The sequence below is a fragment of the Pseudomonas sp. CFBP 8758 genome, from assembly GCF_014841725.1.
Lineage (GTDB): Bacteria > Pseudomonadota > Gammaproteobacteria > Pseudomonadales > Pseudomonadaceae > Aquipseudomonas > Aquipseudomonas baltica.
The window spans coordinates 554,443-574,629 of the sequence record NZ_JACYUK010000001.1; the positions used below are offsets into that span (position 1 = coordinate 554,443).

General features: G+C 60.3%; 25 protein-coding genes and 3 tRNA genes. 13 read left to right on the top strand and 15 right to left on the bottom strand.

Translation table 11 applies throughout. The features are described from left to right. The first annotated feature begins 14 nt into the window (after positions 1–14). Genes IFT75_RS02670 through IFT75_RS02695 form a run of 6 tightly spaced genes read left to right on the top strand, consistent with a single transcriptional unit; the run spans position 15 to position 5,952 of the window. On the top strand, positions 15–1,109 hold the full coding sequence (locus IFT75_RS02670; RefSeq protein ID WP_192053189.1) for an ABC transporter ATP-binding protein: 1,095 nt from the start codon (positions 15–17) through the stop codon (positions 1,107–1,109). Beyond that, positions 1,109–2,206 carry an ABC transporter ATP-binding protein gene (locus IFT75_RS02675; RefSeq protein ID WP_122476023.1) on the top strand — a complete coding sequence of 366 codons (1,098 nt, stop codon included), beginning with the start codon at positions 1,109–1,111 and terminating at the stop codon, positions 2,204–2,206. Before IFT75_RS02670 ends, IFT75_RS02675 begins: the two co-directional genes overlap by 1 nt. After that, the gene (locus IFT75_RS02680; RefSeq protein ID WP_122476022.1) at positions 2,203–3,069 is read left to right on the top strand and encodes a carbohydrate ABC transporter permease; all 867 of its coding nucleotides are present in this window, start codon (positions 2,203–2,205) and stop codon (positions 3,067–3,069) included. Before IFT75_RS02675 ends, IFT75_RS02680 begins: the two co-directional genes overlap by 4 nt. Positions 3,070–3,076: 7 nt before the next feature. Then, positions 3,077–3,877 carry a carbohydrate ABC transporter permease gene (locus tag IFT75_RS02685; protein ID WP_122476020.1) on the top strand — a complete coding sequence of 267 codons (801 nt, stop codon included), beginning with the start codon at positions 3,077–3,079 and terminating at the stop codon, positions 3,875–3,877. Between the two features lie 10 nt (positions 3,878–3,887). After that, positions 3,888–4,160, top strand: coding sequence for a DUF2160 domain-containing protein (locus tag IFT75_RS02690; protein WP_122476019.1), 273 nt, complete (start codon positions 3,888–3,890; stop codon positions 4,158–4,160). 46 nt (positions 4,161–4,206) lie between these two features. After that, a complete protein-coding gene (locus IFT75_RS02695) occupies positions 4,207–5,952 on the top strand; it encodes an ABC transporter substrate-binding protein (protein WP_122713755.1) in 1,746 nt (581 codons plus the stop codon). Between the two features lie 587 nt (positions 5,953–6,539). Here the strand turns inward: IFT75_RS02695 and folD are convergent. Continuing rightward, on the bottom strand, positions 6,540–7,394 hold the full coding sequence (gene folD / locus IFT75_RS02700; RefSeq protein WP_192053191.1) for a bifunctional methylenetetrahydrofolate dehydrogenase/methenyltetrahydrofolate cyclohydrolase FolD: 855 nt from the start codon (positions 7,392–7,394) through the stop codon (positions 6,540–6,542). A gap of 290 nt (positions 7,395–7,684) precedes the next feature. Between folD and IFT75_RS02705 the strand changes: the two genes are divergently transcribed. From IFT75_RS02705 to IFT75_RS02715, 3 genes are all read left to right on the top strand, one after another. Continuing rightward, positions 7,685–7,761 (top strand) — tRNA-Arg (locus IFT75_RS02705). A gap of 41 nt (positions 7,762–7,802) precedes the next feature. Next, a tRNA-His gene (locus tag IFT75_RS02710) sits at positions 7,803–7,878 on the top strand. A 57-nt stretch (positions 7,879–7,935) separates the two neighbouring features. Further along, a tRNA-Leu gene (locus IFT75_RS02715) sits at positions 7,936–8,020 on the top strand. Between the two features lie 9 nt (positions 8,021–8,029). Here IFT75_RS02715 and IFT75_RS02720 read toward each other — a convergent pair. The 3 genes from IFT75_RS02720 to IFT75_RS21375 are packed head-to-tail and all read right to left on the bottom strand — an operon-like array spanning position 8,030 to position 10,025. Further along, positions 8,030–9,139 (bottom strand): tyrosine-type recombinase/integrase, encoded by a 1,110-nt coding sequence (locus tag IFT75_RS02720; RefSeq protein WP_192053193.1) that lies wholly within the window; start codon positions 9,137–9,139, stop codon positions 8,030–8,032. Next, positions 9,025–9,345 carry a helix-turn-helix domain-containing protein gene (locus IFT75_RS02725; protein WP_192053195.1) on the bottom strand — a complete coding sequence of 107 codons (321 nt, stop codon included), beginning with the start codon at positions 9,343–9,345 and terminating at the stop codon, positions 9,025–9,027. The genes IFT75_RS02720 and IFT75_RS02725 overlap by 115 nt, the downstream gene beginning before the upstream one ends. A gap of 35 nt (positions 9,346–9,380) precedes the next feature. Beyond that, positions 9,381–10,025 (bottom strand): hypothetical protein, encoded by a 645-nt coding sequence (locus IFT75_RS21375; RefSeq protein ID WP_244652674.1) that lies wholly within the window; start codon positions 10,023–10,025, stop codon positions 9,381–9,383. Positions 10,026–10,036: 11 nt separating this feature from the next. On the opposite strand from IFT75_RS21375, the gene IFT75_RS02735 reads away from it, so the two are divergent. Continuing rightward, positions 10,037–10,327, top strand: a complete 291-nt coding sequence (locus tag IFT75_RS02735) for an excalibur calcium-binding domain-containing protein (RefSeq protein WP_342214360.1) — start codon at positions 10,037–10,039, stop codon at positions 10,325–10,327. A 123-nt stretch (positions 10,328–10,450) separates the two neighbouring features. Next, positions 10,451–10,729, top strand: coding sequence for a hypothetical protein (locus IFT75_RS02740; RefSeq protein ID WP_192053199.1), 279 nt, complete (start codon positions 10,451–10,453; stop codon positions 10,727–10,729). 115 nt (positions 10,730–10,844) lie between these two features. On the opposite strand, the gene IFT75_RS02745 is transcribed toward IFT75_RS02740, so the two are convergent. Then, a complete protein-coding gene (locus tag IFT75_RS02745) occupies positions 10,845–13,007 on the bottom strand; it encodes a DNA cytosine methyltransferase (protein ID WP_192053201.1) in 2,163 nt (720 codons plus the stop codon). Positions 13,008–13,087: 80 nt separating this feature from the next. Here IFT75_RS02745 and IFT75_RS02750 point away from each other — a divergent pair, with 80 nt between their 5' ends. Beyond that, complete coding sequence (locus IFT75_RS02750; RefSeq protein ID WP_122715710.1) at positions 13,088–13,315, top strand: hypothetical protein; 228 nt, start codon at positions 13,088–13,090, stop codon at positions 13,313–13,315. A 54-nt stretch (positions 13,316–13,369) separates the two neighbouring features. Here IFT75_RS02750 and IFT75_RS02755 read toward each other — a convergent pair whose 3' ends face one another. Further along, a complete protein-coding gene (locus tag IFT75_RS02755; protein ID WP_192053203.1) occupies positions 13,370–14,566 on the bottom strand; it encodes a DNA-methyltransferase in 1,197 nt (398 codons plus the stop codon). 104 nt (positions 14,567–14,670) lie between these two features. On the opposite strand from IFT75_RS02755, the gene IFT75_RS02760 reads away from it, so the two are divergent. Further along, positions 14,671–15,261 carry a hypothetical protein gene (locus IFT75_RS02760; RefSeq protein ID WP_192053205.1) on the top strand — a complete coding sequence of 197 codons (591 nt, stop codon included), beginning with the start codon at positions 14,671–14,673 and terminating at the stop codon, positions 15,259–15,261. A 31-nt stretch (positions 15,262–15,292) separates the two neighbouring features. Here IFT75_RS02760 and IFT75_RS02765 read toward each other — a convergent pair whose 3' ends face one another. The 9 genes from IFT75_RS02765 to IFT75_RS02805 all read right to left on the bottom strand — a co-directional run bounded on the left by IFT75_RS02765 (position 15,293) and on the right by IFT75_RS02805 (position 20,180). Next, the gene (locus IFT75_RS02765) at positions 15,293–15,517 is read right to left on the bottom strand and encodes a LexA family protein (protein ID WP_192053207.1); all 225 of its coding nucleotides are present in this window, start codon (positions 15,515–15,517) and stop codon (positions 15,293–15,295) included. Between the two features lie 53 nt (positions 15,518–15,570). Further along, on the bottom strand, positions 15,571–16,386 hold the full coding sequence (locus IFT75_RS02770; RefSeq protein ID WP_192053209.1) for a DUF2303 family protein: 816 nt from the start codon (positions 16,384–16,386) through the stop codon (positions 15,571–15,573). Between the two features lie 29 nt (positions 16,387–16,415). Further along, positions 16,416–16,763 carry a hypothetical protein gene (locus tag IFT75_RS02775; protein WP_122715706.1) on the bottom strand — a complete coding sequence of 116 codons (348 nt, stop codon included), beginning with the start codon at positions 16,761–16,763 and terminating at the stop codon, positions 16,416–16,418. Positions 16,764–16,786: 23 nt separating this feature from the next. Then, positions 16,787–16,990 (bottom strand): hypothetical protein, encoded by a 204-nt coding sequence (locus IFT75_RS02780; RefSeq protein WP_192053211.1) that lies wholly within the window; start codon positions 16,988–16,990, stop codon positions 16,787–16,789. 70 nt (positions 16,991–17,060) lie between these two features. Continuing rightward, on the bottom strand, positions 17,061–17,348 hold the full coding sequence (locus IFT75_RS02785) for a hypothetical protein (protein ID WP_192053213.1): 288 nt from the start codon (positions 17,346–17,348) through the stop codon (positions 17,061–17,063). 213 nt (positions 17,349–17,561) lie between these two features. Then, on the bottom strand, positions 17,562–17,942 hold the full coding sequence (locus IFT75_RS02790; protein ID WP_192053215.1) for a helix-turn-helix transcriptional regulator: 381 nt from the start codon (positions 17,940–17,942) through the stop codon (positions 17,562–17,564). Between the two features lie 73 nt (positions 17,943–18,015). Then, positions 18,016–18,465, bottom strand: coding sequence for a hypothetical protein (locus IFT75_RS02795; protein ID WP_192053217.1), 450 nt, complete (start codon positions 18,463–18,465; stop codon positions 18,016–18,018). 544 nt (positions 18,466–19,009) lie between these two features. Next, entirely contained in the window at positions 19,010–19,261 is a 252-nt protein-coding gene (locus IFT75_RS02800) for a DUF1654 domain-containing protein (protein WP_192053219.1), read from the bottom strand. Between the two features lie 169 nt (positions 19,262–19,430). Further along, positions 19,431–20,180, bottom strand: coding sequence for a DUF1828 domain-containing protein (locus IFT75_RS02805; protein WP_192053221.1), 750 nt, complete (start codon positions 20,178–20,180; stop codon positions 19,431–19,433). Positions 20,181–20,187: the final 7 nt, after the last annotated feature.

The window sequence follows — 20,187 nt, forward strand, 5'->3', positions numbered from 1 at the left end:
AAAAAGGCGCCGCCATGTCCCTTGTGCTCGAGCAGGTCACTCGTCGTGTGGAAAATCAGCTGTACATCGACAATGCATCGCTGGTGCTGGAACCCGGTTCGTTCAATGTCCTCCTGGGGCGCACGTTGTCCGGCAAGACCAGCTTGATGCGCCTGATGGCCGGCCTGGACAAACCCGACCAGGGCCGGGTGTTGATGAACGGTGTGGACGTGACCGGCAAGCCGGTGCGCCAGCGCAACGTCTCCATGGTCTATCAGCAGTTCATCAACTACCCGACCATGACGGTTTTCGACAACATTGCCTCGCCGTTGCGCCAGGCAGGCATGGCCCGCGAGCAGATCGAGGAGCGTGTGCTGCAGACCGCACGCATGTTGCGTATCGAGCCGTTCCTCAAGCGCCACCCGCTGGAATTGTCCGGTGGCCAGCAGCAGCGTACGGCCATGGCCCGCGCGCTGGTCAAGGATGCCGAGCTGATCCTGTTCGACGAACCGCTGGTGAACCTGGACTACAAGCTGCGCGAAGAACTTCGTTTCGAAATGCGCGAACTGTTCCTGACCCGCCATACCATTGCCGTGTACGCCACCACCGAGCCCAACGAAGCCCTGGCGTTGGGCGGCACCACCACCATTCTTCACGAGGGGCGGGTGATCCAGAGTGGCAGAACGCCGGAGGTCTACCACCGGCCAGCCACGGTGCTGGCGGCCGAGCTGTTTTCCGAACCGCCGATCAACCTGATCGAAGGTCGCATCGGTGGCCAGGAGGTCAGCTTCGCCAACTTCGTGCACTTCGCCCGCAATCTCGACTTGTCCGGGGTCCCCGATGGCGATTACCGCTTCGGCGTACGACCCAGCCACATCGGCCTGACACCCAGCAACGACGATGACCTGGAGCTGGCGGTCACCGTGGAACTTGCGGAAATCAGCGGCTCGGAAACCTTCCTGCACGTACGCAACGAGTACTTTTCGCTGGTGCTGCACCTGCCGGGCGTTCACGACTATGCAGTGGACGCAGCCATCCCGGTGTACATCCCGACCCACAAGCTGTTCGTGTTCCATCTCGACGGGCAACTGGTCCAGGCCCCCGGCCTGCGTGTAGCGAGGGCTGCCTGATGGCCGAGATACGTCTGCAGCACCTGGCCCACAGCTACAGCGCCCACCCGGCGGGGCCCGAAGACTATGCCATCCGCGAGATGGATCACATCTGGGAGCAGGGCGGCGCCTATGCCTTGCTCGGCCCGTCCGGGTGCGGCAAATCCACCTTGCTCAATATCATTTCCGGGTTGCTCAGCCCGTCCCACGGGCAGGTGCTGTTCGACGGCAAAGTGGTCAACGAACTGCCGCCCGAGCAGCGCAACATCGCCCAGGTGTTCCAGTTCCCGGTGGTGTACGACACCATGACGGTATTCGACAACCTGGCATTCCCCTTGCGTAACCAGGGCAAGTCCGAGGAACAGGTTCACGCTCGGGTACAGGAAGTGGCCGAAGTGCTCGATCTGCAGCGCCTGCTGCAGCGCAAGGCGCGCAACCTCAGCGCCGACGAGAAGCAAAAGGTGTCGATGGGCCGTGGCCTGGTGCGGGACGACGTCTCGGCGATCCTCTTCGATGAACCGCTGACGGTCATCGACCCGCACCTGAAATGGAAACTGCGGCGCAAGCTCAAGCAGATCCACGAGCAGTTCAACATCACCATGGTCTACGTCACCCACGACCAGCTCGAGGCATCCACCTTCGCCGACAAGATCGCGGTCATGTACGGCGGTCAGATCGTCCAGTTCGGCACCCCGCGCGAGCTGTTCGAGCGACCGGCGCACACCTTCGTCGGCTACTTCATCGGCAGCCCCGGCATGAACCTCGTCGATGTCCAGCCCGAGCGTGGCGGGGTCGGTTTCGGCGGCATTCATGTGCCCTTGTCGGAGGCCTTGCAGGCGCGCGTTGCCCAGGGCGGCTGGCAACGCCTGCAGATCGGCATCCGTCCGGAGTTCATCCGGGTCTGGGACGAAGGCTTCGAGGCGGCCCTGCACAGCGAACGGGTCCATCTGGAAGACCTGGGCACCTACAAGATTCTCACCCTGCTGCTCGGCGGCCAGACCTTCAAGGTGCGTTTGCCCGAGGACCGCACCGTGCCCGAGGGCACGGTGTTCATCAGCTTTCCCGCGCAGTGGCTGATGGTCTATGCCGATGACCGCCTGCTGGAGGTGAAGCCATGAACAAGGTTCAGAACAACAAGGCCTGGTGGCTGGTGCTGCCGGTGTTCCTGCTGGTGGCGTTCAGCGCCGTGATTCCGATGATGACCGTGGTCAACTATTCGGTGCAGGACATCTTCGACCAGTCCAGCCGCTACTTCGTTGGCGCCGACTGGTACCGTCAGGTCCTGCAGGACCCGCGCCTGCACGATTCGCTGCTGCGCCAGTTCATCTATTCGGGCTGCGTACTGCTGATCGAGATACCCCTGGGCATCGCCATCGCCCTCACCATGCCGGCCAAGGGCCGCTGGTCGTCGCTGTGCCTGATCGTCATGGCCATTCCGCTGCTGATTCCGTGGAACGTGGTAGGCACCATCTGGCAGATCTTCGGCCGCGCCGACATCGGCTTGCTGGGCTACACGCTCAACGCCATGGGCATCAGCTACAACTATGCGTCCAACACCGTGGACGCCTGGGTCACGGTGCTGGTCATGGATGTGTGGCACTGGACTTCGCTGGTGGCGCTGCTGTGCTATTCGGGCCTGCGCGCCATCCCCGACGTCTACTACCAGGCTGCGCGTATCGACCGCGCCTCGAACTGGGCGGTGTTCCGCCACATCCAGTTGCCGAAGATGAAAAGCGTGCTGCTGATCGCGGTCATGCTGCGCTTCATGGACAGTTTCATGATCTACACCGAACCCTTCGTGCTGACCGGTGGCGGCCCGGGCAACGCCACCACGTTCCTCAGCCAGACCCTGACGCAGATGGCCGTGGGTCAGTTCGACCTCGGCCCGGCCGCGGCCTTCTCGCTGGTGTACTTCCTGATCATCCTGCTGGTGTCATGGCTGTTCTATACAGCCATGACCCACAACGACAAGCAAGGTTGAGGCAGCCATGAGCAAGCGCAAACTGATCCCCCTGCTGCTGTACATCCTGTTTTTGCTGGTGCCCATCTACTGGTTGCTGAACATGTCGTTCAAGAGCAACGGTGAGATCCTCGGTGGGCTGACCCTGTTTCCCCACGAATTCACCCTGGCCAACTATCGGGTGATCTTCACCGACCCCAGCTGGTACACCGGCTACATCAATTCGCTGTACTACGTGAGCCTCAACACGCTGATCTCGCTCAGCGTCGCGCTGCCGGCGGCCTATGCGTTTTCGCGTTACCGCTTTCTAGGCGACAAGCACCTGTTCTTCTGGCTGCTGACCAACCGCATGGCGCCGCCTGCGGTGTTCCTGCTGCCGTTTTTCCAGCTGTACTCATCCATCGGCCTGTTCGACACGCACATCGCCGTCGCGCTCGCGCACTGCCTGTTCAACGTACCGCTGGCGGTGTGGATTCTCGAAGGCTTCATGTCCGGCGTGCCGAAGGAGATCGACGAAACCGCCTACATCGATGGCTACAGCTTTCCGAAATTCTTCGTGAAGATCTTCATGCCGCTGATTGGCTCGGGTATCGGTGTAACGGCCTTCTTCTGCTTCATGTTCTCGTGGGTGGAATTGCTCCTGGCGCGCACCCTGACTTCGGTCAATGCCAAGCCGATCGCGGCGGTGATGACCCGTACCGTTTCAGCCTCGGGCATCGACTGGGGTGTGCTGGCCGCGGCCGGCGTGCTGACCATCGTGCCCGGCATGCTGGTGATCTGGTTCGTTCGCAACCATGTGGCCAAGGGCTTCGCCCTGGGCCGCGTATGAGGAGCCTGTGATGGAGTGGATGGCCTGGACTCTACCGACTGCCCTGTTCTTCGGCGCCATCGCGCTGTTGCTCGCCGGCATGACGTTCTACGAATTGCGCTCGCCCTGCACCGAGCGGCGCGGGTTCCTGCCGATCGCGACCACTCGCGGCGATCGGTTGTTCATCGGTCTTCTCGGTAGCGCCTACCTGCACCTGCTGGTGATCGGCGTTACCGACTGGAGCATCTGGGTCGCCTCGGCGCTGTCCCTGGTGTGGTTGCTGGCGGTAATGCGTTGGGGCTGAGCCACACGGGTCTGCGCGACGCAAAAATTCCAAACAGGAGGTCACTATGTACAAGAACAACAACAAACTGCGACATAGCATTGCCCTGGCGACCGCGCTGGCGTGCGCCGGGCTGAGCGCCGCGGCTTGGGCGGATGCCTATGAAGACGCCGCGAAGAAATGGGTAGGCGCCGAATTCAAGCCATCCACCCTCACGCCCGAGCAGCAGATGGCGGAGATGCAATGGTTCATCGAGGCCGCCAAGCCGTTCCGAGGCATGAGCATCAACGTGGTGTCCGAAACCCTCACCACCCATGAATACGAAGCCAAGACCCTGGCCAAGGCGTTCAGCGAGATCACCGGGATCAAGCTCACCCACGACCTGTTGCAGGAAGGCGATGTGGTCGAGAAGCTGCAGACGCAGATGCAGTCGGACAAGAACATCTACGATGGCTGGGTCAACGATTCGGATTTGATCGGTACCCACTTTCGCTACGGCAAGAGCGAATCGATCACCGACATGATGGCCAGTCCCGAGGGCAAGAAGGCTACCTCGCCGACGCTCGATCTCAAGGATTTCATCGGCATCTCGTTCACCACCGCGCCCGACGGCAAGGTCTATCAACTGCCCGACCAGCAATTCGCCAACCTGTACTGGTTCCGTGCCGACTGGTTCGAGCGCCCGGAACTGAAGAAGAAGTTCAAGGAAATCTACGGCTACGAGCTCGGTGTCCCGGTCAACTGGTCGGCTTACGAGGACATCGCCAAGTTCTTCTCCGAGGACGTCAAGGAGATCGACGGCAAACGCATCTACGGGCACATGGACTACGGCAAGAAAGACCCCTCGCTGGGCTGGCGCTTCACCGATGCCTGGTTCTCCATGGCCGGCGGTGGCGACAAGGGCCTGCCCAACGGCTTGCCGGTGGACGAGTGGGGCATTCGCGTGGAGGACTGCCATCCGGTGGGTTCCAGCGTGACCCGTGGCGGCGACACCAACGGCCCGGCAGCCGTCTATGCGACGCAGAAATACGTCGACTGGATGCGTGCCTACGCACCGCCCGAAGCTCAGGGCATGACCTTCTCCGAATCCGGCCCGGTACCGGCCCAGGGCAACATCGCCCAGCAGATCTTCTGGTACACCGCTTTCACTGCAGACATGACCAAGCCTGGCCTGCCGGTGATGAATGGCGATGGCACACCGAAATGGCGCATGGCACCTTCGCCCAAGGGCCCGTACTGGGAAGAGGGCATGAAGCTGGGGTATCAGGACACCGGCGCCTGGACCTTCCTCAAGTCGACGCCCGAGAAACAGCGCCTGGCGGCATGGCTGTATGCGCAATTCGTGACGTCGAAGACGGTGTCGCTGAAAAAGACCATCGTCGGCCTGACGCCGATTCGCGAATCGGACATCAATTCCCAGGCCATGACCGATCTGGCACCGAAGCTGGGTGGCCTGGTGGAGTTCTACCGCAGCCCGGCTCGCGTGCAATGGACCCCGACCGGCACCAACGTGCCTGACTATCCGCGTCTGGCGCAGTTGTGGTGGAGCCACATTTCCGAGGCAGCCAGCGGCGAGAAGACCCCACAGCAGGCGCTCGATGGCCTGGCCAAGGATCAGGATGCGATCATGACGCGCCTGGAACGCAGCAAGGTGCAACCCGTGTGCGGGCCGAAGATGAACCCCGAGCGCGACGCCCAGTACTGGTTCGACCAGCCCGGCGCACCCAAGCCCAAACTGGCCAACGAAAAACCTCAGGGTCAAACCGTGGGCTACGCCGAACTGGTCAAGTCGTGGGAGGATGCAAGAAAGTAGCCGCAGGCGCGGTCAGCGGCCAGGAAAGCCGCGCTCCGATTGGCCTGCCACACCGCGCCGTTCTTTTCGCGGCCACAGGCCGCTCCTACGGAAGATGGATACCCCCGTAGGAGCGCTCAGCGGCCGCGAAAGCCGCGCTGTGATTGGCCTGCCACACCGCGCTGTCCTTTTCGCGGCCACAGGCCGCTCCTACGGAAGATGGATGCCCCCGTAGGAGCGGTCAGCGGCCGCGAAAGCCGCGCTGCGATTGGCCTGCCACACCGCGCCGTTCTTTTCGCGGCCACAGGCCGCTCCCACGGAAGATTGATGCCCCGCAGGCGCGGTCAGCGGCCGCGAAAGCCGCGCTGCGATTGGCCTGCCACACCGCGCCGTTCTTTTCGCGGCCACAGGCCGCTCCTACGGAAGATGGATGCCCCCGTAGGAGCGGTCAGCGGCCGCGAAAGCCGCGCTGCGATTGGCCTGCCACACCGCGCCGTTCTTTTCGCGGCCACAGGCCGCTCCTACGGAAGATGGATGCCCCCGTAGGAGCGGTCAGCGGCCGCGAAAGCCGCGCTGCGGTGCATCGGATGCAGCGCGCATCGTTTACGTCACTGGTGCAGCGTTTCTGCTGCATACAGGGTGTTTTCCAGCAGGCAGGCGCGGGTCATCGGACCTACGCCGCCTGGGACTGGAGTGATCCAGCCGGCACGGGGCAGGGCAGTGTCATACACCACGTCGCCCACCAGCTTGCCATCGGCCTGACGGTTGATGCCCACGTCGATCACGATCGCACCTTCCTTGATCCATTCGCCCTTCACCAGCCCTGGCTTGCCCGCGGCAACCACCACCAGATCGGCGCGGCCCACGTGGCCCGCCAGGTCCCTGGTGAACCGATGGGTCACGGTCACGGTGCAGCCTGCCAGCAGCAACTCCATGGCCATGGGTCGTCCAACGATGTTGGAGGCACCCACCACTACCGCGTCCATGCCATACAGATCCTGGCCAGTGCTTTCCAGCAGGGCCATGATGCCCTTGGGCGTGCACGGACGCAGCAACGGAATGCGCTGGGCCAGGCGGCCGACGTTATAGGGATGGAAACCATCGACGTCCTTGTCCGGACGGATGCGCTCGAGCAGCAGCGAGGCGTCCAGATGCTCGGGCAGCGGCAACTGCAACAGAATGCCGTCGATCTCGGTGTCGGCGTTAAGCGTGTCGATCAGCGTCTCGAGCTCAATCTGCGAGGTGGTGCTCGGCAGGTCGAAGGCCCGGGAAACGAAACCGACTTCCTCGCAGTCCTTGCGCTTGTGCGAAACATAGACCTGGGACGCGGGGTCGGTACCCACCAGAATCACCGCAAGGCCCGGCGTGCGCAGGCCTTGCCGACGACGCTCGGCAACCTGATGAGCGATCTGCCGACGCAGGTTGGCGGCGATCGTCTTGCCGTCGATAAGTTGTGCAGTCATGACGCGTGATTAACCATCGAAAAGGAATGAAAATGTGCGCGCATTCTCGCATGTCGCACGCCCAGGGCAAAGGCGCTTGCTTCGCGAAACCTCCTAAGCCCTTTAATTAAATGAATTTTTTTCAAAAAAGAGTTGACGACCCCAAGGCTCGCCTATAACATTCGTCGCACTTGTCGGGCAGGGCCTAGCACTGGTGAAGAAGGTAGAGCAAAACAGGCGGTTTCAAGGCTTGTTTGTCATCACCGACTGAAGCTCTGGATTTGTAATCTGCAAGGACTACAGACTCAAAAGCGCCCGTAGCTCAGCTGGATAGAGCATCCGCCTTCTAAGCGGATGGTCGCAGGTTCGAGTCCTGCCGGGTGCGCCATTAGGCAGCTTTGGCACAAGTAACGCAGTAAACGCAATATGGTGGGCGTAGCTCAGTTGGTAGAGCACAGGATTGTGACTCCTGTTGTCGTGGGTTCGATCCCCATCGTCCACCCCATATTCCGAAAGGCGCCCGATTCTTACCGATCCGGCGCCTTTGCTTTAAAAGCTACACGCGGACGTGGTGGAATTGGTAGACACACTGGATTTAGGTTCCAGCGCCGCAAGGTGTAAGAGTTCGAGTCTCTTCGTCCGCACCATCTTCTAAATCAAGGGGTTACGAGCTTCAGCAGTGCTCCCCCTTGATGCGCTGGATTTTCAGCGTGTCCAAAACGTGAACAACCCTGTTCACGCAAACCATCCAGTACCCTTACTGCATCGCGCACTCGCGCTGGCGCCAAATGCGCGTAGCGTTCGGTCATCATGACCGTCGAGTGACCGAGCAGATCCCTGACTTCCGCCAGCGCAACGCCGGCACTGATCAGATGCGCCGCGCAGGTGTGTCGAAGATCGTGAATATTGAAGTCCTTGATCCCCGCCGTTTCACATGCTTTCTCGAAACCGTTCCTGATCGACACCATCCGTTCCCCGTTACCCCGAATGAAGACCCAGGGTGACGCAGGTGCCACTTCTGCCCGGAACGCCATCAGCGTCTTGATCGCCGCCAGTGCACCCTCGTTCAGCGGAATGCTGCGCCGCTTGTTCGACTTGGTGTGCTGGCCTTCCAGGTACAGCAGGCCATTGACCAAGTCGACCCGACGCCATTCCAGGCCTAGCATCTCTTCTTTCCGGCATCCGGTGTTCACCGCCAGGCGGATGAAGCACTCAAGCGCCTGGCCGTACCTCTGCACTCTGGCCGCGCGGCACAGCGACTCCACTTCGGCTCGAGTCAGCCAGCGAACCCGGCCTTCGGGCTCGCGCATCATCCGACCCTTCACAGGGTTGGGCAGGCCCCATTCGTATTCCACATTGCACCAGTTGATCGCTGCGGACAAAGCCGCAAGCTCCCGGTTGACCGTGGCCGCCGACACCCCTGCATCCATCCGCTTGCTGGTGTATTCTCGTACCTGTTGACCGGATAGGTCATTCATCACCACGCCTGTAAAATGGGCACGCAAAGCTTTTACCCTGTGAGTTGTTGTTTCGTAGCTGCGCTGGTGCTGGCTGGCGTGGCGCAGATACGGAAGCATCACCTCGTTGAACGATCGGGGCGGATTCACGCCCCATTCTTTTTCCTTCCAAGCATTCGCCCGGGCCTGCTGCTCTACGGCTTTCGCCGCCGCGTAGTCGGCAGTGCCAGAAGAGCGTCGAGCTCTTTTTCCATCTGGTTGGGTGATGCAGATCCACCAAAAGGGCGAATCCTCTCGTTTGTAGGGCATTCAGCTTCCTCCTGAACGCCGCCCGCGCTGGGGATACTAGCAGCGGCTGCGGCGTCGATCATCTCTTGCAGTTTCTCGGCGTGAATCCTGACCCCGCGCTTGAGCATGCGCACGGTGGGTATCAGGCGGTCGCGGGCCATGCGGTACGCGGTCGCACGGCTTACGCCAAGCACCGTCGCCGCTTGCTCTACGGAAATCAGGGACATGTGGTGCTCCGTGCCACGCTTGGCGGCAGAGGGGGTTATTCGGTGGCTTTCTTGAGTGCGGCTCGCGCGTCAAACATGGCGTAGTACAGGCGGTGGAAGATCGCGCAGCTCGGGTCTTCGTGATCGTCACCGCCGTGTTCGAAGATTCCATTGATGCAGCCACTGTAATTGCTGGCGATCTGTTCGCATTCGCCCGCTACCTGAGTGAGCGCCGTCAGTGCTTTCAGCAGTTGCTCGCTGCTGGCGCGCTCCTCCCGGCCGATATCCCAGAAGCGCTGCCCCCAGTGATCCTGTGACGGCGGGTTCGTGTTCTGGGCACCCATGGCCAAGGCCCCGACAATTACGTCACACAAGTCGCGCTTGTAGGCATTGTCGCCGTCGATGCTCAGGCCGCGCCGGCGCATGGCGCTGACCAACTCATTTCTATCCAAGGCCTGGTCTTCCAGAATGATGTCTCGCTCCGGCTCGCCCGGGGTGACAATGATCAAGGCCAGCTTGGCGCCCGGCAGGCAATACTCGCTGAGTTTGACCAGGGCGTCGTTGGCTGCTTCGTGGAATCGCTGAACTGCTGACATAGGGATACCTCGCTCGCCGATCACCGGCAGGCTGCATAGATGAGAGGGAAGGGGTTGTTTTGCGCCATTCGAGCTTTGAAAATGGCGGCTCGGATCTTTGATCAAGGATGAGGCGTGTGAAGACTATTGTCTGGCTATTGGTTGTAGCCGCTGTTGCATGGAAATTCTTCCCACAGATCGAGGAGTGGCTTACGCCAAAAGCTCCTATAGAGGTTTCAAACAACGTTGTGTCGCCAACACCGTTACGGCCTGCTGCGAGCCGCCCGTCCTTCAACTGTGATGGCCGGCAGTACTGCTCTCAAATGACTTCCTGTGCTGAAGCAAAGGCCTTTCTGAAAAACTGTCCAGGCATGAAGATGGATGGAAATTACGATGGCATTCCTTGCGAAACCCAGTGGTGCAAGTAATCGGTCAACGTCTACGGACACAGCTCCGCCACACCGCTACAGCGGCTGACTTTGAGAGAGTGAGTAGAGTTTGTCGTACTGAGTCGGGTACGCTCGGGCAATTGACCTTGCAAGGAAAAGCAGATGCTTAATGGAACGGATACCGTTGGACATACATTCAAACGGGCTTTTTACCGAGTCGACGGTGTGACGATGTACGCCTTCTGGGTGATATGGATCGCGATCTCGATCTGGACCGTATTTGATGTTGAAGCACCTAAAATAGATGTGTTGGCCACCTTGATAATTGGTTTAATCGGTCCGTTTTTCTATTTGATGTTGGGCTTGATGCGCTTCCCTGGCTTGGTCACTGCGATCGCTATTGCGGTGACAAACATAAGATTTCTCTTGGCTTGGTTCTGAGCGGCTGGGGCTTATCGAACTTGAGCGTTGGCGTTCTTGATAAAGCGGCCGATGATCATGCCGAGGGGAAGTTGCAGGCAGAGCCACACGATGACGCATTGGGCAATGATGATGGTCATGCTGCTACCGCCTCCCGCGCTGCGGCGCGCCATGGATCGTTTGCTAGGGCAAGTGCGGCCATTGGCGGTGGGCTGACGCTGTTGCCGCACATGTGCACCTGCTCAGTCTTCGTGAACTTCCGGCCGTCGGCGCCCTTGTCGATGATGTAGTCAGCGGGGAAGCCCTGGGCGCGGTACAGCTCATGTGGCTGCAGCATGCGAAGGCAGATGTCGACGATCACATAGGGGGTGCCTTTGACCATGACGGTTACCAGCGCCAGTCGATCCTTGGTCGTGATCGTCGGCGCAGGGCTGCTGCAGCCGCTGACGTTCTCCGTGCCGTAGTAGCTGATCAGGAACGCCGCAACGCGCAGCGCGCCTTCTTCATGCTCGGGCGACAGCTTCAGCTCCACCAGTGAGCTCTTGCCGCCACCGCCGGCCGTGATCGTTGGTGCGGGTTCGTTGATAGCCTGGCCGACACTGGCGCCGAACTGGCGCTCCATGAAAGCGGTGACCAGGCTGTGGTGGGTTCCGCCGGCGCTGATCGTGTGCAGTGGGTCGGCGGTGTCCCGCGCATCGCAGTTGCCGCGCAGGTGCACCAGGTTGGCGGTGACCAGCTGCTGTTGGCTGCCGGTATTGGTGACTGTGGTCATGGGCTCGTCCATAGGCTTGGCATCGGTGGCGTTGAATCCGCCGTTCATTTGGGCCATGACTGCCGTGCACACGCCCATGGCATGCGCGGCGCCGGCCGGGCGCTGGTAGTTGCCGCCACTGGTGATGGTTGGCAGAGGCTCATCGAGCGCTTTGCCGGCATCGTCGAAGCGGAACTTCACCAAGTGCGCTGCGGCGAGTGCGCGATGACTCTGCGTCATCAGGGTTCCAACTGGCTGATCAGCGCCCACTGGCTTCCCGGCGTATTCCGGCCCGCCTGCGCCGACAAGCACGGCGCTCGACAGCGCATGCTTCACGCCGCCTGCAACGACGGTCCCCAGCGGGGTGTCGAGCCCTGGCACCCGCGGCTGCTGTCCCTCACGCTCTCCATAACCGGTCTGCACCAGCGTAGGGCTGATCAAGGTCAGCTCTCCGCGGTTGGCGCATGTCACGGTAGGCAGCGGCAGGCCTGGATCGTTGACCCGGTCGCTGCCCTGATGGGTGGCTGGCGCGATGATCGGGCTGGCCATGGCGAATGATCCGCCGCGTGGCCACGAAGTCACCGTGCGCAGGGGTTCATGAGCAGACTGAGCCAGCTCACCGGACCAGTTCGCGATCGGCACGATGAAAGGGCTGGGGCTGTCGATAACGAACTTCTTCATGCCCTTGGCGACTCGGCGAAGCGTGGCCGGGGCCAGGTCCTTCTTGCGGCCGAAGATGCTTTTGCTCGGTACAGACCAGTCGATGCAGTCGGCTGCGGTACGCCACTTCAACTGGCCCTTGGCGGGCTTGCGAGCGTGCGTTGGCTCTGGCCACACAATGGGCTGGCCGTCGCACCGGGCAATCATGAACAGCCGTTCGCGGCTGGTAGGTGCGCCAAAGTCGCAGGCCTTGATGACCCGCCACTCGACGGCGTAGCCCATGCCTTCCAGCAGTGCGACGAACCGGCGCCACGTAGTGCCGCGGCGTTTGGGGTCGGGCACCAGAAACTGCTGGTGTACCGGCACAACCTCGCCCGGAGCGGCGACTTGGCCGCCCAACTTCATCACCCGGCCGGTGACCTTGTCGCGCTTTGCGATCAGCGGGCCCCACTGCAGGATCTGCTTCACGTTTTCCAGGCTGATGACGCGTGGGCGCTTCTTGCCGGCCCACTTCAAACCGATCCACGAAAGGTTGCGGATCTCGCGCTTGCGCGGCTGGCCACCGGCCGCCTGGCTGTGATGGGTGCAGTCGGGGCTCATGTGGAACCAGCCCACGGCGCGGCCGCCGCATTCCTCGTCCGGGTCGCCTTCGAACACATCGGTGGTGTAGTGCCGGGCCGCTGGGTGGTTGGCGGTGTGCATGCTGATCGCCGCGGGGTTATGGTTCTTGGCCACGGTTACCGCACGCCCCAGGCCCATTTCCAGCCCGGTACCGGCGCCGCCACCACCGCAGAAGAAGTCCACCACGATCTCATCATCTTGCGGATTGAAGCCAAGGCCGTACTGGGTTTTGAAATCGAGAGCGTGTTTCTTCTGGTAAGCGGACATAGGGCATCCTCGCTGGGTAGCGTGATTTGCTGAAGTGGGGTATTTATCGTTCTATGGAATCTGTGGGAGTGGAGTAGCTGATGAACCTAGCGCAACAAGCCCTTGTGGACCGCACCCTCAGAGCGATTGGATGGATATCGCTTGTCATAGGGGCGTTGATATTGGTCGTTGGCCTCGCTAACAATCTCGATTTAGAGGATCTGTTCGATACTGAAGAGGCAGCTTTGATTGTCTGGCCCCCATTTGTAATAGGCATCGTCGCTTTATGGGCGCGAGCCTATATGCGGGCTGGTCGCATATCGATATGAGTCGGTTCTCTGAGTTGGAACTATTCATCGTGATAGGTGAAGGTAGGGGGAGGGTTAGGCGAACAAGGTGAGCTGCTGTTCGGCCTTGGTTCTTTCTTGCTGACGCAGCTCTTGGGCCGCCAGCTCGTGTTCAATGCGCGCTCTGGCGATCGCCATGTAGGCCGGGTCCTGCTCGCATCCGATGAAATTGAAGCCTTCGCGCATCGCGGCCTTGCCAGTGCTGCCGCTGCCCATAAACGGATCCAGGGCAATGCCGCCGACCGGGGTCACCAGGCGCAGCAGGTAGGCCATCAGATCGGTCGGCTTGACCGTGGGGTGGTTGTTCCCGGTGGTGGTCGTGTTCTCGACATTGCGCAGGGTGGTGCCCTTCTTGAACTGGGCGCCGGGGTTGACCAGGCCTTCGTGCCGATCGGCTCGGCTGGCCTTGGCCGCGTAGAAGAACCTGGCCGCACTGCCCGAACTGGCGCTCACGTCGGCGGCGGTGATGTTGCCTCCGAAGGTGCCGTAGCAAACGCTCCCCGGCTCATCCTGTGCAGCGCGCTGCGTGCCTGCCCTCATCGAGCCGCTTGTGCTGTGAGGGAACAGCGCCACCACCTCGTCGCTGCCGTCATGGATCAGGTTGGCAGGCCAGCGGCCGAGCTGGGTGGCTTTGTCGACGTTCGCCGTCACCTTCGCGTTGTGCATCGCGACGTGGTCCGGATCATCCATCCACGGCCTGGCCCAGCCTTCGGGCTTGGCCGACTTGCCGCTTTCGTCGCCACCGCCCAGACGCTCACCCGTGGGAGTGACCCGGCACACGTCGATGTTCAAACCGCCAGTGCCATGGGCCAGGACATTCGCCGCGATGGTGCAGGCGAACGGCTTGCGGGCCATGGTGATCGGTTCCAGGCTGGGTTTGAGGGCTGTGCCCCAGCCATCCATGCCCTCAACATCGTTCCCGATGTTCCGGGATTTGGGAAATCCAGACCCGTAGACCCAAGCGATCATATCGCGGATCTCGAACCCGGCATCCTCGATGCGGCAGGCCATGCGGTGCTGGGTGCGGGTACCAGCGAACGCCAGCAGATGGCCGCCAGGCTTGAGCACGCGCAGGCACTCAGACCAAATCTCCACGCTGGGCACGTCATAGTCCCAGCGCTTGCCCATAAAGCTCAAGCCGTAGGGCGGGTCGGTCACGATGCTGTCGACCGAATTGTCGGCCATGGCGCGCATGGCTTCGAGGCAATCGCCAAGGTGCAGCTCGTAGCTCATGGCAATCTCCATTGCAGGCGCCGCCCTCCGATATCTCGGTGAGTGGCAAATAGGGGTGGGGTAGGCTATAGATGGGTATGGGATAAAACGTTGCGAGGTTCAAAGTGGATCTGTTTTTGTACTTGAAGGAACGCAGTTGGGCAGAACCGTGGATCAACGGCGGTGCGGTCCCAATTAACCCCGCTCGGTTTTATCGAAGCGAAACCAGAGCTGGTGTCCTTACTCCAGACGAAAATTTCACGATAGATTCAAACTTCGATATTGCGGCAATTCCTGCAATTGACATGTCTGTCAGCGGCGGCGCGGTGATATCGAACTTGAGCTTTGTAAACTGCACGTACGGCAAAAAGTCACTTCCCAATTTGTATTTGCGCGAGTACAGCCACTGGGATGGGTGGATCATGTGTTTCTGCTCGGTGCAGAGCAAGCAGATCGCTAAACGCTTTGGTGGCAAGAAAGCGTGCGTTCAAATCGTCGATTTCGGGAAATTGAAAGAGAGTCTCGACACGCAGCTCGGTGACATTTCCCAGGGTAAGTACTGTAAGTACACTTCAGATCATCAACGAGGCCCATTTCTGAAGTCTCGCCAAGATGAGTGGCAGTCCGAGTACCGGTTGTTTTGGAATGGTTTGCATGCCGAGAAGAGATGCGTCCAAATTCCTTCAGGAGTTGGAAAGTTAGTAGGACTGTACTGAGTGGCGTCGGGGCGACATCTTTCCTTAAATGCTATGCCTGTGTGACAGGGCGGATACTTCGCGCGATGCCTGGCGACTTGGTGATCAGCTTGAACTTGACCAAGGCGCCCAGGCGCTCGGCAATGCAGTTCTGACGCACATCTGCGGTCTTCGCCAGTTCTGCCATTGTCGGGGAATAGCCGTTAGCCTCGATGTACTTGCGTATGTGATCGAGCGTTTCGAGCTGCTGCTTGGTAGGTTTTTTACTTGCGGGCATTGGTACCTCCGTAGCCTGCAGGAGGGCGGGCCTGTCTCCAGGCCCCCGTCCCGTTAACGTGGGTCGAACGAACCCAAGGCGAGGGTTGCCGCTTCGCCGATCTTTTCCTCGAGGACTGCTTTGAATTCCTGGGCGATGTCTTCGCGCTGGACCTCTTCACCGATCCAACGCAGCTTCAGCACTGGCTGTTGGCCGCTGGTGATGACCGAAAGGCGGAATTTGATCTGCTGCTCCGTCAGGCCCTCGAACGGGATGACGTTGAACAGCAGTGCCACCGGCAAGGTTTCCTTGCTGCGCGCCTCGATCTGGTCCATGGCGCTGCGGCTGGCGCTGGTATCCCCGACCGTTGTTTCCGATTCACTGGTGGCCTTCACCGTGATGGTGCGCACCGCGGCGATAGCCTTGGCGATCGCGATGGCAGTCTCGTTCTCGTCGACCGGCGTCAGGTACTGGTGCCAGTCCTCGATCCAGTCGCTCATATCCTTCTGGGTCATCGCTTTGCCGTTGACAGCCTGGGCGGCCTTGTAGCCGGCAGATGGCTTCAGCTTGAGCAAAGCACGGTCATCGGCGTGACCCGGCTCGGTCTCGTTGCCAATGTTGAAGAACAGTGAGCAGGACATCTCGTCCTGGTCGATGAAGCCCTTGGCGCCAGGCATGTTGCGCTTGATCACATGGCCAACGAAGTCAGCCAGCGAGTGGGTAGAGAAGGTGCCGCGAAAGCGGCTCCGTCCGGCCATGTAGCGCTCAAGGTCGGCTACGCTCACGGCGTCTGGTATCAGCGCGACTGGCGTGTTGGTGGGCAGCAGCTTGCCGGCGGCCGACAGTGCGGTCTCGGTAATCTGCTGGATTGCATCTTTGGTCAGGGACATTCTTCTATTCCTGGTGGTGGGGTTCGAGATCAGGTGCGGGGTTTGATCGGGGCGTCTTCACGACTGAACAACTGGTCGTGCTTCTCTTGGAAGAGGCTGATGCGCCCGCCGGAGCCAACGTGCATCGGCGTATCCAAGCTGGTGTTCTCACTGCGCGTGCCGCGCTTGGTGGGCACTTTGTAATCCAGCTTGTGCTTGATCTTCACCTGGTGAGATTCGCCGATCTGGCTGAAGTCCAAGGTAATGACCAGTTTCCCGGCCTTGCCATGGTCAACGACGCCGGATGCGACTTCGGACAGGGCGTGGCCTATCTGGCTGGCGAAAGCGCCGCCGTTCAACTCTTCGAGGAACTCGGCAGTATCTGTTGGTGTAGGCATCACGTATCTCCAAGCAATGTTGTTCAGCTAGCCCAGCGGGTGCGGTACTTCACGATGTCCCGAGCAGTGGAAACACCGCAGCCGTACTTGGCCGCCAGATATTCGTAACCGACAACGCCCGCTTCGTACTCGGCGCGCATGGCGGCTACCTGTTCAGTGGTAAGTTTTGCCCGCTGGTGGCTGGCGCCGCAGCGATGGTTCGTATGGTTTCGAGTGATCTTTTGCATACAGTCCGCCCGTGGGTGAATCCAGCCAGACCAGGCGCGGCCGCTGGCTTAGTTGCCTTAGCGAAACACTTCAGGATTCGAACCCGGAGCCATTGATCAGCGCTTTGGCGTCAGCGCGCGATTCCATCTCCTGAGCGAAGTTGCTCGCTTCCTTCCAAGTGTCCCGCTCGCCAACTACCTGGCCGGTCGAGCGCTCGGTGACTTGGAAGGCGCCTGGGCCCTTGCCCACGATCTGATAGCGAATCTGCTGCACTGGTGAGCGTCTCCCGATGCGTGTGAAGAGGTCGACGGTGGCGGTGTTCATTCGAGCGCGCACGGCCTCAAGGACGGTTACGCGCTGATGCATCAAAGGGTGCATGTCTTTCTCCTTGTCTGAAGGCATTGGTCAGGACCCTGGGGCAGGGTGCTGGCTCATATCGACGGCCAAAGTAAAGCCCGGACATGCCGGGCTTTGTGCTCAAGTGGTACCACCCTACGAGAGCGGTGCGTGCTGCCCTGGGCGGGCGCTGGTTTATGGCTTCATGGCTCAACCCTCCATCCGTACGCCGCTATGGATAGGCAGCGGCACCTCTCAAGCGCAGTATTCGAAAGCCTCGGCCTTGCGCATTACACGCACTTCGGCTGTACGGCGGTCCGGGGCGCGGCGGTCGCGGCGCATTGAATGATCATCAGCCACCGCGTGCATGGTGATGAGCGCGGCGAGCAGGATGCACACCGGCGAGATGATCTGACGCTTCATGGCTTCGGCTACCAGCGCGGCCCGGCGGTGCACGCCGAGCTTGAACATGGCCACGTCCAGGCGCTTCTTCACGGTGCCCGGCGAGATGCCGAACACCTTGGCGATTTCCTTGGCCGTCATACCAGCAGCGACGGACATGCAGTACTGCAGCTCTTTGGGCGCCAGGCCTCGTCCGAGGTGGCCTTTCCATTCGCCGCTGATGATGGTTTCCATGATGATTCCTCAGACCTGATAACTCGTTCGTTTTCCTGTCTGGCCCTGTTGCCAAGGCCAGCCAGTGAAATCTTTAATCGCTGCTTGAGCTGCTGCTGTCGCTCGATGAGCTGCAGCTATCGCTGGAGGAATAGCTGGAGCTTGAGTCGCTTCCGTAACTCGAGCTCGAACAGTGGCTAGAGAAGCGTGCCGGCTCGCTGTCATGCGTGTTGTGCAGGGGGCTGAGCGGGCTGATGGGGTTCAGCGGGTTGGTCAGGTCCATGCTGTCGTCGGGGCGTGACGCACGGAGCTGCTCTCTTGCCCGAGACAATCCTTTCGCTGTGCCTTGTGACAATGCTTTAGCGCCGGCAGACGTAAGCCGAATCTTGCCGGACACGTCGACAAGGACCAGGCCCTCGGTCAGCAGCTGATCCCAGATTGCCGGACCAACAGGCTCGTGGTCTTCGTGAAAGTGAGCCAGCGTTGCGTTACCGCCGGTGGCGCGCACGTATTCCAGTGCGCTCAGGTGAACTGCGTTCTTCATGTGGATGCTCCGGGGTGATTTCCCGTCTGGCCCTCTGTAGGAAGGCCAGCCAGTGAAATCAGGTGCCGGTCTTTTCCCGGCTGTCATCCAGTTATCGACACTGGCGGCGCTTCGTGCCCGCTGCTGATTGCAGGCCGTAAGTCTTAGTTGGGTTGGGCGGTGAGCTTCCTCCCCAGGGCGTCAATCAGCATCTGTTCGCCCTGGATCGCAGGTCTATACAACATGCACGCTGCAGCTCGTTTGCCCGGTTGGATGGGGCAGGGTGCATAAGGTCCGGCGCCCCTCAATGCCGAAGCTCAGGGCGCTAATTCGAATCGTTTAAATGTCTGTCCGTCTCTCTTAAAGAACTTTGTCCAGTCGATCCCTCGCGGGGCTGGGAAGCCAATTCGCTGGCCCCGTGCTAACTGGCGGCTTCACCAGTCGTGTCCCGAGTCGCTGTGGCGTCTCGATGGGCTGACATTACTAGCGATAATAAAGCTAGTCAAGACCGCAGGTAATAAAAAATCCGATGGGTAATAAAAAGCCCGCACGTGGCGGGCTTATCTCAGGCTTCGCAATACTCTCGCCAGCCTATCCGGACTTCCTCTCCTTCGGCCTCTTCGACCTTGATGCCTGCGGTTTCTGATATCTCGTTCAGGAGCCGACGCCAGTCTGCAGGAGGCTCGTTCGGCAACCGTGACACCACAACGAACTGGCGCTTCTGGACCTTTGGATCATTGATGATCCTCTGCACGCGATGGCCGATCTGCTCGTAGGTACGCGGCTTAGTCTGGGTGAAGTCTGGCTGGTGAAGCATTGTGAACCTCCTTTTCTACTGCTGTATATGCATACAGTATTCAAGAGTAGGAGAAATGGCAAGTCTGCGGTAGGAGGCTTCCGACGGCATGGAGGTTCCTACAGAGCCAGACCTACAGGCATGAAAAAGCCCGCGGGTGTGCGGGCTTGGTAACACCTTGTCTGCGTGGCTATGCAGCCATACCCCTAATGTCCTCGATCAACTGGTGCGGCGTCTGAAAGACCAGAACCGTGGCACTTTCGGCCAGGGCCGATGCGGCCTTACTCAAATCAGCAGGGTTGGCAGACTCCAAGATAACCAGCCGGCGAGCTTGCGGTACCGCGTTCTTTAGATCGACCATCTTCCCAAGAGTGCTGTAAACGGATAGCCAGTGAGGCCTATCATCCTGAGCACTGACGGTTTGGATGATCTGTGGATTACCAGATTCGACATCCAGCGCGAACTGAAATTTCAAATCATGACCGCTGGCACCCTGGATCTCGTAATCGCGCTTCACCCGCTTGGGAAATCCAGATCTCAGAGCCTTAGAAACGATTTTCTCGAACTTGGATATGGGGGCCGGCCGCCAAGCGTCACAAGCTTGGCTGATCTGGCTGGCCGCCTCGATAAACCTTGCCATGTAGTAGGGCACGTCGGATTCGTTACAGGAAGCGTGCAGCTCACCGCTCTCAGATAGAGAAATGTGGCACTCGGCGGCTATTGAGCTCAGTTTGGCAGCCTTGTTCGCGTTAGGGCTGACTCCCATGGTCATAGCATGGAACAGAGTATCCGCGTTATCCGTGATCCTGACCCGACCCTGCCCCAGATCCTGGACGTAAGCTCCGATCAAAGTGCCGTCGAAAGATAGAGATATGGGAGACTCAAGGTAGACGAGGCCGCTATTGATATGCGTACACGCCAAGCCGAAGGCATCGCTCATCTGTGTG

Coding starts and splice junctions, on each gene's coding strand:
- IFT75_RS02750 (WP_122715710.1), top strand. CDS start 13,088: ATGAACCTAGCGCAACAAGCCCTTGTGGACCGCACCCTCAGAGCGATT.
- IFT75_RS02795 (WP_192053217.1), bottom strand. CDS start 18,465: ATGAAGAACGCAGTTCACCTGAGCGCACTGGAATACGTGCGCGCCACC.
- IFT75_RS02775 (WP_122715706.1), bottom strand. CDS start 16,763: ATGCCTACACCAACAGATACTGCCGAGTTCCTCGAAGAGTTGAACGGC.
- IFT75_RS02770 (WP_192053209.1), bottom strand. CDS start 16,386: ATGTCCCTGACCAAAGATGCAATCCAGCAGATTACCGAGACCGCACTG.
- IFT75_RS02670 (WP_192053189.1), top strand. CDS start 15: ATGTCCCTTGTGCTCGAGCAGGTCACTCGTCGTGTGGAAAATCAGCTG.
- IFT75_RS02695 (WP_122713755.1), top strand. CDS start 4,207: ATGTACAAGAACAACAACAAACTGCGACATAGCATTGCCCTGGCGACC.
- IFT75_RS02790 (WP_192053215.1), bottom strand. CDS start 17,942: ATGGAAACCATCATCAGCGGCGAATGGAAAGGCCACCTCGGACGAGGC.
- IFT75_RS02805 (WP_192053221.1), bottom strand. CDS start 20,180: ATGAGCGATGCCTTCGGCTTGGCGTGTACGCATATCAATAGCGGCCTC.
- IFT75_RS02725 (WP_192053195.1), bottom strand. CDS start 9,345: ATGTCCCTGATTTCCGTAGAGCAAGCGGCGACGGTGCTTGGCGTAAGC.
- IFT75_RS02780 (WP_192053211.1), bottom strand. CDS start 16,990: ATGCAAAAGATCACTCGAAACCATACGAACCATCGCTGCGGCGCCAGC.
- IFT75_RS02685 (WP_122476020.1), top strand. CDS start 3,077: ATGAGCAAGCGCAAACTGATCCCCCTGCTGCTGTACATCCTGTTTTTG.
- IFT75_RS02800 (WP_192053219.1), bottom strand. CDS start 19,261: ATGCTTCACCAGCCAGACTTCACCCAGACTAAGCCGCGTACCTACGAG.
- IFT75_RS02720 (WP_192053193.1), bottom strand. CDS start 9,139: ATGCCCTACAAACGAGAGGATTCGCCCTTTTGGTGGATCTGCATCACC.
- folD (WP_192053191.1), bottom strand. CDS start 7,394: ATGACTGCACAACTTATCGACGGCAAGACGATCGCCGCCAACCTGCGT.
- IFT75_RS02740 (WP_192053199.1), top strand. CDS start 10,451: ATGCTTAATGGAACGGATACCGTTGGACATACATTCAAACGGGCTTTT.
- IFT75_RS02765 (WP_192053207.1), bottom strand. CDS start 15,517: ATGCCCGCAAGTAAAAAACCTACCAAGCAGCAGCTCGAAACGCTCGAT.
- IFT75_RS02680 (WP_122476022.1), top strand. CDS start 2,203: ATGAACAAGGTTCAGAACAACAAGGCCTGGTGGCTGGTGCTGCCGGTG.
- IFT75_RS02755 (WP_192053203.1), bottom strand. CDS start 14,566: ATGAGCTACGAGCTGCACCTTGGCGATTGCCTCGAAGCCATGCGCGCC.
- IFT75_RS02785 (WP_192053213.1), bottom strand. CDS start 17,348: ATGCACCCTTTGATGCATCAGCGCGTAACCGTCCTTGAGGCCGTGCGC.
- IFT75_RS02690 (WP_122476019.1), top strand. CDS start 3,888: ATGGAGTGGATGGCCTGGACTCTACCGACTGCCCTGTTCTTCGGCGCC.
- IFT75_RS02675 (WP_122476023.1), top strand. CDS start 1,109: ATGGCCGAGATACGTCTGCAGCACCTGGCCCACAGCTACAGCGCCCAC.
- IFT75_RS02745 (WP_192053201.1), bottom strand. CDS start 13,007: ATGTCCGCTTACCAGAAGAAACACGCTCTCGATTTCAAAACCCAGTAC.